This is a genomic window from Prevotella sp. P2-180, assembly GCF_002251435.1.
Classification (GTDB): Bacteria; Bacteroidota; Bacteroidia; order Bacteroidales; family Bacteroidaceae; genus Prevotella.
In genome coordinates, this window is record NZ_NPJI01000077.1 from 1 (window position 1) to 9,794 (window position 9,794).

General features: G+C 45.0%; 10 protein-coding genes, 1 rRNA gene and 1 pseudogene. 11 read left to right on the top strand and 1 reads right to left on the bottom strand.

Translation table 11 applies throughout. The features are described 5' to 3' along the window. The 4 genes from CIK98_RS18210 to CIK98_RS11180 form a co-directional block, all read left to right on the top strand. Nucleotides 1-222 (top strand): hypothetical protein (locus CIK98_RS18210; RefSeq protein WP_172409914.1); only part of this gene is annotated, 222 nt, incomplete at its 5' end. Between the two features lie 94 nt (nucleotides 223-316). Beyond that, a complete protein-coding gene (locus CIK98_RS11175; RefSeq protein ID WP_094384318.1) occupies nucleotides 317-1,543 on the top strand; it encodes an Ig-like domain-containing protein in 1,227 nt (408 codons plus the stop codon). Between the two features lie 30 nt (nucleotides 1,544-1,573). Next, entirely contained in the window at nucleotides 1,574-1,747 is a 174-nt protein-coding gene (locus tag CIK98_RS18215; RefSeq protein WP_172409915.1) for a hypothetical protein, read from the top strand. Next, nucleotides 1,732-2,088 carry a DNA/RNA non-specific endonuclease gene (locus CIK98_RS11180; protein ID WP_253249711.1) on the top strand — a complete coding sequence of 119 codons (357 nt, stop codon included), beginning with the start codon at nucleotides 1,732-1,734 and terminating at the stop codon, nucleotides 2,086-2,088. Before CIK98_RS18215 ends, CIK98_RS11180 begins: the two co-directional genes overlap by 16 nt. A 14-nt stretch (nucleotides 2,089-2,102) precedes the next feature. Here CIK98_RS11180 and CIK98_RS11185 read toward each other — a convergent pair whose 3' ends face one another. After that, on the bottom strand, nucleotides 2,103-2,993 hold the full coding sequence (locus CIK98_RS11185) for an NAD kinase (RefSeq protein WP_094384320.1): 891 nt from the start codon (nucleotides 2,991-2,993) through the stop codon (nucleotides 2,103-2,105). Between the two features lie 195 nt (nucleotides 2,994-3,188). Here CIK98_RS11185 and CIK98_RS11190 point away from each other — a divergent pair, with 195 nt between their 5' ends. The 7 genes and pseudogenes from CIK98_RS11190 to CIK98_RS11220 all read left to right on the top strand — a co-directional run. Next, nucleotides 3,189-3,902, top strand: coding sequence for a pyridoxine 5'-phosphate synthase (locus CIK98_RS11190; RefSeq protein WP_094384325.1), 714 nt, complete (start codon nucleotides 3,189-3,191; stop codon nucleotides 3,900-3,902). Nucleotides 3,903-3,908: 6 nt separating this feature from the next. Next, a complete protein-coding gene (locus CIK98_RS11195; RefSeq protein WP_094384321.1) occupies nucleotides 3,909-4,472 on the top strand; it encodes a DJ-1 family glyoxalase III in 564 nt (187 codons plus the stop codon). Continuing rightward, a complete protein-coding gene (locus CIK98_RS11200; RefSeq protein WP_094384322.1) occupies nucleotides 4,472-5,152 on the top strand; it encodes a 2-C-methyl-D-erythritol 4-phosphate cytidylyltransferase in 681 nt (226 codons plus the stop codon). The genes CIK98_RS11195 and CIK98_RS11200 overlap by 1 nt, the downstream gene beginning before the upstream one ends. After that, a complete protein-coding gene (recG, locus tag CIK98_RS11205; RefSeq protein WP_094384323.1) occupies nucleotides 5,152-7,248 on the top strand; it encodes an ATP-dependent DNA helicase RecG in 2,097 nt (698 codons plus the stop codon). The genes CIK98_RS11200 and recG overlap by 1 nt, the downstream gene beginning before the upstream one ends. A 179-nt stretch (nucleotides 7,249-7,427) precedes the next feature. Then, the gene (locus CIK98_RS11210) at nucleotides 7,428-8,369 is read left to right on the top strand and encodes a M23 family metallopeptidase (protein ID WP_094384324.1); all 942 of its coding nucleotides are present in this window, start codon (nucleotides 7,428-7,430) and stop codon (nucleotides 8,367-8,369) included. 696 nt (nucleotides 8,370-9,065) lie between these two features. After that, nucleotides 9,066-9,227 (top strand): annotated as a pseudogene (locus tag CIK98_RS11215) (IS1380 family transposase); the annotation flags it as partial. A 449-nt stretch (nucleotides 9,228-9,676) separates the two neighbouring features. After that, nucleotides 9,677-9,794: ribosomal RNA gene (locus tag CIK98_RS11220) — 16S ribosomal RNA — on the top strand; the annotation flags it as partial.

Below are 9,794 nucleotides of genomic sequence, written 5' to 3' on the forward strand. Positions count from 1 at the left end.
TATTTCGTGGCAAAGGAATCCACGACAGAACCATCAGAGGGAGGCTCCGGCGCATTCAGCAACGCCAAAGTGATTCACTCCGACGGCACCTCCACCGACCTGCGCCTTATAGACGCAGAAGCTACGGACGACACCGATGCCGTTTATGACCTGCTCGGCAGAAAGCGCGATGCGCAGACAAAGGGACTGGTCATTAAGAATGGAATTAAAGTATTAAAGTAATGTCTTCTACTACTGGAGCACCAAGCCAGTTGCGTGCCAAGTCGATTGTTATCACTTATGCGGAATAAATTCATTATTAACAAATTTAAATATTATGATTAAAACTTTACGTTATTCATTGCTGAGCATGCTGATGCTCGTATGTGGAAGTGTGGCTGCACAGAAAGAAACCCTTTGGGCAGAAAACTTTAATTCTTATGCTGCAAATGATGTGCCGGCAGGTGGTGATTATGGCTACGCTTGTAAAGATGGAGAATCTTCAACCAAAGTCTTTATTGAAGCGATAGCAGGAGGTGAGGCACCTGAGTTACTTATCAGTAAGAAAGGAGGTTCATTCTCAGTTACTATTCCTATGAAAGGAAAGAGTGGTGAGATGACATTGAATTTTAAGGCAAACAGAACCCTTTCTGTTACATCAGACGACGCTACAATAGGTGATAAGACAAACACAGGAAATGATTATACTATTCCTGTAACAGTAGCAGAAGGAACAGCCTCTGTTACTCTGAAATTTGATAATACTTCATCAAAAAATATCCGTTTTGACAATGCAGAACTGTTTATTGGTGAATCAAAGAAAGCTCCTGGTCTTTCATGGGGAGTTGCTTCTCGTGATGTGACTATTGGTAGCGAGGAGAATAATTTCCCAACTCTTTCCAATGAGAATAATCTCGCTGTTACATATAGCAGTGACAATACGGAGGTGGCAACTATTGATACTGAGGGAATTATTACTCTTGTAGCTGCTGGTACAGCTAATATTACAGCTGAATTTGCAGGAAATGATGAGTTTGAGGCTGGTTCTGTTTCATATAAACTTATCGTAAAAGCAGCGCCCGAACCATCAGTTGATATCACAAACACTCCAGAGACAGCTTATACTGTAGCAAAGGCTAACGACCTCATTACAGCCGGTCTGGGATTGGAGACTAAGGTTTATGTAATAGGTACTATTACCAAGATAAAAGAGGTTAGCACATCGTATGGTAACGCTACTTATTGGATTGGTGATGGTACTGAATATTCTGCCAATGATTTGGAGATATACAGAGGCTATTATCTTGAAGGTGAAAATTTTACTGCTGAAGACCAAATCAAGGTTGGAGATAAGGTGATTGTTTACGGTAAGTTGGTTGATTACAAGGGAACAAAAGAGATGACTGGTTCAAGCATCTACTCTCTTAATGGTGTTACTACCGGCATCTCTAACATTAAGGCTGAGACAATCAATGACGGAGCCGTATATAACGTAGCAGGACAGCGTGTCAACAAGCTCTCTAAGGGTATCAATATCGTTAACGGCAAGAAGATTGTGAAATAATCTGTTGCCCAAAACGTAATTATTTAGTAAATGAAGATATTTAAAATATATTCACTGCTCGCCGCCACCATGCTCATGGTGGCGGCTTGTGGCTCTGATGATGACGACCTGGGTGGCTCTTCGGGTAGTTCTATCTTACAAACATGCAACCCCAATACCCGAAGTTCAACCAAAGACTTTGGGCCGATATGGAGAACAGAATGAGAAAATGGGTTGACCGGGGAGCAACCACCGATACAATGTATGTATGTAAAGGCGGTACTATCGACTCAGAGGAAAACATTATTGAACGCATAAAGGGAAAACTCATAGTGCCGAAGTATTTCTATATGGCCATCCTGTATAAAAATGATGAAGGCTACAAAGCTATAGCTTTCTGGGCACTGAACGAAAACGTGGACAGAAGTGGCGACGACCTGAAGAAATATGTAGTTAGTATCGACCGCCTCGAAGAACTTACGGGCATTGACTTCTTCTGCAACCTGCCCGACGACATAGAAAACAAGGTAGAGGCACAGACATACACCGTGTCGTGGACGTGGTAATCTGGTTTAGTTGACTATATTCCGCGAGTGTCAGCACCCCACATCAGTTTCTCCCTCAGTGTGGAGAAATAAGTGGATTGCTGGCGCTTTAATATTTTTATCTGGTATGGAGCCTTGCGCAAAGTAATGGTAGTACCTTCGCTACATTTCTCGCTTCTACCATCTAATGCAACAAGAAAATGATGGCTGCGGCACTCTACACGAAGCGTGATGACAGAATCGTCGGAAATGACTATCGGACGCATGCTCAGACTATGGGGAGCTACGGCAGTGAGCGAGAAAATATGGGTGCCGGGAACGATAATAGGACCGCCAACGGAAAGCGAATAGGCAGTGGAGCCGGTAGGGGTGCTCACTACAAGACCGTCGGCCTGATAGGTGGTGAGACGCTCGCCATTGATGCTGGCATGGATGGTTATCATCGAGGCGTTGTCACGTTTTAGTATAGCCACGTCGTTAAGGGCACAGTCGCTGCCTGAAAAGTCGCAACCCTCGGCTTCCACCTTTATCACCGTCCTGTCCTCAATGGTGTATGTACCTTTGTAAAGGTCAGCTACGCAGTTATGGAACTCCTCAGGATGAACGTCGGCAAGATATCCAAGCCTGCCCATGTTTACTCCAATGATGGGTATTTCCTTGTTACCCACTCGACTTGCCGCTTTAAGAAAGGTGCCATCGCCTCCCATAGACACAACAAAGTCGGCCTCGAAATCGTTGCCACGAAACACACGGTCGATGGGCATATCAAGGCGTCCGCCATCGATGAGAAAATGGTAGAACTCGCTATCTATGCTCACCTCGGCCCCGCTTTCTTTTAGCGTAGAGATGATCTCGTTGATGAAGGCCGACTTTTTGGCCTGGTAAGTGTTGCCAAAAATGGCAAATTTGAGTGTACGTGTAGCCATAAGTGTATTTATATTGGCAATTCTTTAGAAAAAAATCCCGAAATACTTTGTCATTTGCTCGGTTTTCATTATCTTTGCCGCATGTTTTTGTGGCAAAGATAGTGGAATTTGGTAAAACTGCAAAATTATTGCACCCTTTTTTATTATCACTACCACATTTTTTATTTTAGAACAATTTATATATATACAAAGAAGATGACGAAATTGAGCGTAAACATCAACAAGGTGGCTACAATCAGAAACGCACGAGGGGGCAACAATCCAGACGTGCTTCAGGTGGCACTGGATTGTGAGGCTTTTGGAGCGCAGGGCATTACGGTGCATCCAAGACCTGACGAAAGACATATCAGGTATCAGGATGTGCGCGACATTAGACCAAGGATAACGACTGAACTGAACATCGAGGGCAACCCTATTGACAAATATATTGAGCTGGTGCTCGAGGTGAAACCTACACAGGTGACTCTTGTTCCAGACACAGAAAACCAGATTACCTCAAACCATGGTTACGACACAAAGCAATGCAAGGCTTTCTTAACCGATGTGGTGGGAAAATTTAAGGAAGCTGGCATACGAACTTCCATATTTGTCGACCCTGACGCAGAAATGGTGGCTCTGGCAAAAGAGTGTGGCACTGACCGTGTGGAACTATATACCGAACCTTACGCTTCTGGATATGTCGAAAACCGCGAGGAGGCTATAAAACCATTCGTTGAGGCTGCCGTGGCTGCACGCGAACTGGGACTCGGACTTAACGCTGGTCACGACCTCAGTCTTGTCAACCTCCACTACTTCCACCAGCACATTCCATGGGTGGACGAGGTGAGCATAGGTCATGCCCTTATATGCGACGCTCTGTATATGGGACTGCATGAAACTATAAAAAAGTATTTGGAGGCATTGAAATAAATTATTATGGCTAAAATATATCAATTCATGGCCGAAGGCTTCGAGGACGTAGAAGCATTGGCACCGGTAGACATCCTCCGTCGCGGAGGACAGGATATAGTAATGGTAAGCATTACTGGTAGTGAACTCGTTACATCGGCTCATGGCGTGACGATTAAGGTCGACGCCCTTTTTGAGGATGTTGACCTTGGCGATGCCGACTTGCTGATGTTGCCTGGAGGAATGCCTGGATCGACAAACCTTAATGCACACGAAGGACTGCGCAAAGCTATCGTAAGGCACTATGAGGCTGGCCGACGCATTGCCGCAATATGTGCCGCACCTATGGTGTTCGGGTCTCTTGGCTTGCTGAAAGGCAAAAGGGCCACTTGTTACCCCGGATGTGAGGAAACCATGATTGGGGCGGATTATACAAAGGAACTGGTCACCATCGATGGCAATATCATTACTGGCGAGGGACCTGCCGCCGCTTTCCCATATGGCTATGCCCTACTTGAAATTTTCGGAGGCAAGGCTATTGCCGACCAGCTGCGAGAAGGCATGATGTTCAACCACCTGACTCGTAAGTGATGGACCATGCGATAATTGTTGCCGGAGGCAAAGGACTACGTATGGGAGGGGAGATTCCAAAGCAGTTTTTGGAACTTCAGGGACTGCCTATCCTGATGCACACCATAAACCGCTTCCGTGACTATTCCCCAAAGCTCGACATCATTCTCGTGCTGCCTGTTGACCAACAGGAATACTGGCACGAGTTATGCAAGAAACATTCGTTCAACGTGAATGTGCGTATTGCCAATGGTGGCGATACAAGATACCAGTCGGTAAGAAACGGACTTGCAATGATTGCCGACAACGAAAGTGGTGTGGTGGGCGTTCACGACGGTGTGCGACCCTTGCTCACCGTCGACCTTATAGAGCGTTGCTTTGCCGGTGCACGTATGTACGACATGTGCATACCAGTAGTGCCGGTAGTAGACACATTGTATCATATAGGCGAAGGCAATGTTCAGCGTGCAGACTATAGACTGGTGCAGACTCCGCAGTGTTTCCCGCTCAGTGTGATGCGTAAGGCATACAACCAGCCTTTCAGCGAGGCCTTTACCGACGATGCGTCTGTATGCTCGGCATTCACCGATAGCGAATCGCATATAGATGGCGAGCCTACAAACATTAAGATTACACGACCTGTTGACATGGCATTCGCAGAGGCCATACTCAAGGGCGGACTCAACAAGCCTGTTTGCTGATGGTAAACCTCGAAAGCGAGATAACATACCTGCCAGGGGTAGGACCCAAAAGGGCGAAGGTCTTAGGTGACGAACTCGGCATCAAGACCTTCGCCGATTTGCTCATGACCTTCCCATACAAGTATATAGACAGAAGCAAGGTCTACAGAATAGACGAAGTGAACACTGAAATGCCTTATGTCCAGATACTTGGTAGAATATTGAGTTTCGAAACTTTCGAAATGGGACCAAGGAAGGAACGCGTGGTGGCTCACTTTACCGACGGAACTCACCTGATGGACCTCACTTGGTTTAATGGAGGAAAATATGCGCGAACACATTACAAAATAGGTGAACAATATATCGTGTTCGGTAAGCCTACGGCATTCAACGGAAGAATTAACGTCGTACATCCAGATATCGACCCCTCTTCAGAACTGCAGGTCTCGGGAATGGGCATGCAGCCTTACTACACTCTTACGGAGAAGATGAAAAAGGCGGGATTCACCTCTCGCTCGCTTGAAAGACTTATAAAGAATCTGCTTGCGCTGCTCGACAACAAACTGCCCGAGACCTTGCCAGACTCTATGACACAAAGACTGAATCTTGCCTCACGTGACGAAGCCTTGAGAAATATCCATTTCCCAGAATCGGCAAAGACTTTGGAAAAGGCTCGTGTAAGACTGAAGTTTGAGGAACTGTTCTATGTACAGCTGAACATAGTGCGATACGCTTCCGACAATAGAAGAAAATATAGGGGATATATTTTCCAAAGCATAGGAAAGACTTTCAACGGTTTTTATTATCACCGCCTGCCATTCCCGTTGACTGGAGCTCAGAAAAGGGTGATAAGGGAAATATGGAACGACATGAAAAGCGGAAGGCAGATGAACCGGCTGCTACAGGGCGACGTAGGCAGCGGAAAGACTCTTGTGGCGCTAATGTCGATGCTCATTGCAATTGACAATGGATACCAGGCTTGCATTATGGCTCCTACTGAAATACTTGCAGAACAACATCTTAAAACCATTGCCGATTTCCTTGGCGACATGCCGGTAAGGGTGGAACTGCTCACGGGAATAGTGAAAGGGAAAAAGAGAAACTCCATTCTCGAAGACCTTGCCGTTGGAAAAATTGACATTCTTGTCGGCACGCATGCCGTGATAGAAGACAACGTAAGGTTTGCCCGACTCGGCATGGCCGTAGTTGACGAGCAACATCGATTCGGAGTGGCGCAAAGGGCAAAACTATGGCAGAAAAGCACCAATCCGCCACATGTGCTCGTCATGACCGCAACTCCTATTCCAAGAACCCTCGCCATGACTCTTTATGGAGACCTCGACGTGAGCGTAATCGACGAGCTGCCACCGGGACGAAAGCCTGTGATGACACAACATGTGTACGACGCACAGCTACCACAGCTATACGAAAGCATAAGAAGGCAAATAAGGATGGGAAGACAGGCATATATAGTATTCCCGCTGATAGAAGAGAGCGAACACATAGACCTGAAGAATCTTGAAGACGGATATGAAACCCTGAGGCAGGCCTTCCCGGAATTCAAGATGAGCAAGGTGCACGGAAAGATTAAGCCGAAGGAGAAAGAAGAGGAAATGCAACGTTTCGCTTCCGGCGAGACACAGATTCTTGTGGCTACAACAGTGATAGAAGTGGGAGTGAATGTGCCAAACGCCTCGGTCATGGTAATACTCGACGCACAACGTTTCGGACTTTCGCAGCTACACCAACTCAGGGGCAGGGTAGGGCGTGGAGCCGATCAGTCGTATTGCATCCTGGTCACAGGACATCAGCTGAGTGCCGACACAAGGAAGCGTATCGACATCATGTGCGACACCAACGACGGCTTCCGCATTGCCGAGGCTGACCTGAAACTCCGCGGCCCCGGCGACCTTGAGGGAACACAGCAGAGTGGCATGGCTTTTGACCTGAAAATTGCTGATATAGCACGAGACGGACAACTGGTGCAGATGGCACGAGACGAGGCACAAAGAATAATTGATACAGACCCAACGATGCAACATCCTGATAATGCAATATTTGTGCGCAGATTGTATGAATTGCGCAAAACTAATGTTAACTGGTCGGCTATTTCTTGAGAAAAGTGTTAAAATACACATAAAAATACGCTAAAACCATACGACTTTAGAAAAAAATGCCTACCTTTGCAATGTTGATTTTACAATAACCGAAGTTTTACAGGCATAACCTATAATTGGATTGTAATTATTGTTACCCTGTAGAACCGTGCATATCGCACGAATAACTATAAAAATTTATGATTTTTAGAAAACTAAAGACAATTGCAATAATGGCGTTCATGTCCGTTACAGCTATCCCGATGATGGGACAGGATCTCATAGCACGCCAGGCCCCTATCGACAAAAAAATGAAAGCTGTCGATTCTGTGGCTCTCAACCGACTGATACAAACAGAACAGATGGAGACACCTGCTGCTGACTTGTATGAAGACTGGAACAATAAATATGCACATCGTGCAACAGAACTGCCCGACACTTTCAGAATCGACTTGCGAGACTTCTGCATGCCTACTACCAACAGGGTAGTGACTTCAAACTTCGGAAGACGATGGGGAAGACAACATAAGGGTATAGACGTAAAGGTGTATATCGGCGATACCATTAGAGCTGCATTCAGCGGAAAAGTAAGAATGGTAAGATACGACAGAAATGGTTATGGCAATTATGTCGTTATACGTCATGGTAATGGACTTGAAACCATATACGGACACATGTCGAAGCAACTGGTGGAAGAAAACCAAGTGGTGGCTGCAGGAGAACCTATCGGACTCGGTGGTAACACAGGACGTAGCACTGGATCGCACCTGCATTTCGAAACAAGACTGTGTGGAGTGGCTCTTAATCCCGCCATTATGTTCGACTTCCATAACCAAGACGTTATAGGTGACTACTATATGTTCTACAAAAACAGATTCGAATCTGAATCTGTGCTTGCTAACAGACTTCGTGGTGTCGGAGGCGGCGGAAACATCGGAGAGAACGAAGAGGATCTCGAACTTGCCATTGCTGCTCCAGAGGCTAAATATGCAAAGGATGTGAAGTTCCACAAGGTAGCTGCAGGAGAGACTCTTTCTTCAATAGCAAAGAAACGTGGTACTACTGTTGACGCTCTATGCAAACTCAATCACATAGGAAAGCGTATACGCCTAATGCCAGGCCAAATCTTGAAATACAATTAATCTTCATATATAAATATAAAGAAAAGAGGTGGAATTAACTTTCCACCTCTTTTTTTTAATACTATTATTCGACTATTATAATCATTCCAATCCCCCTGTTAGTATTTGTTTAACATAGGCTATATGATTATCCCATATAGGCTATTCCTATTTATAAGACATACGCCATGAGTTTATATTCCGCAGTGCGGAACTTACATCCCCCACTGCTGAATGTACGTTCCGCAGTGCTGAACGTACATTCAGCACTGCGGAACATAAACTCAAGGCGCTATGATGATAAATCAAACACGTCTGTTTATAATATTTTGTTCCAGTTGTCCTAAAACTTTCATACCTTTTGGCCTGATGTTGTCATTCCCTCGTTCTTCGTCCGAGCTATATACTGTTGATTATTGTTTCTTTTATCATTATCTGCAAAAATAGACGATAGATATAAAAAAAACTTGGATTTCTTTGGATATTTTTAAGAATCCTAAATTCCGCAGCACTTTAGTTTAGGCAAAAGTAAGCATAAAATCTGAGAAAATCACTCCTTTTGGAGGAATATTTCTCGTGAGGGAGCATTTTCCCCGTTTTGTGGGTCCGGTAATCAACAAAGTCCTGGGACTTCGGTGCACATCGTTCGGCTATCAAAGCGCGAGATTGTGGGTTCTTTGTCAAGTGTCTACTTCTGTGGCGGCGACTGTGTGGAGGAACAATGGCTTCGGATGGGTAAGGCTGCCAAAGTCCTTCATGGCAGAGAACACTGTGTTCCTGATGCTGATAGCACTCATACGCAACCTCTACAAGTTCCTCATGGACAGGATAGACGCAAAAGCCTTCGGACTAAAGAAGACCAGCCGCATCAAAGCCTTCTTCAGGGAGTTGGGCAAACAATTCTGTTATATCTTTGACGGTGTGACACTGACAAAGGATAAATAGTATACGCTATATATATAATAAGGTGTAATACGAATAATAGTCTATTTTACACTTGTTATTTGCAAATAAACGTTAAAGAAATGCATTTTTCTCTTGAAATGTTTGGAGTGTATTGAAAAAGTCCGTACCTTTGCACTCGCTTTTGAGAACAACGCTTCTCTTGAGCGACTAGAAAAAGAGTTCTTTGAAAGATTTACATAACAGAGAAGTAGTAGTACAAGAAGCAATTGAGAAATCAATTGGGTAAACGAACCGTCAATTGTATGATTGATAAAGGTTTCTTTAGACTTGATATTATAATGGCGTCCTGAAAACAGTCAGACAAAGGTTTCCCATCCGTTGCATTATATTTGTATACGGTTGGTGATCTAAAGATATTATTTACAATGTAGAGTTTGATCCTGGCTCAGGATGAACGCTAGCTACAGGCTTAACACATGCAAGTCGCGGGGCAGCATGAATTTAGCTTGCTAAATTTGATGGCGACCGGCGCACGGGTGA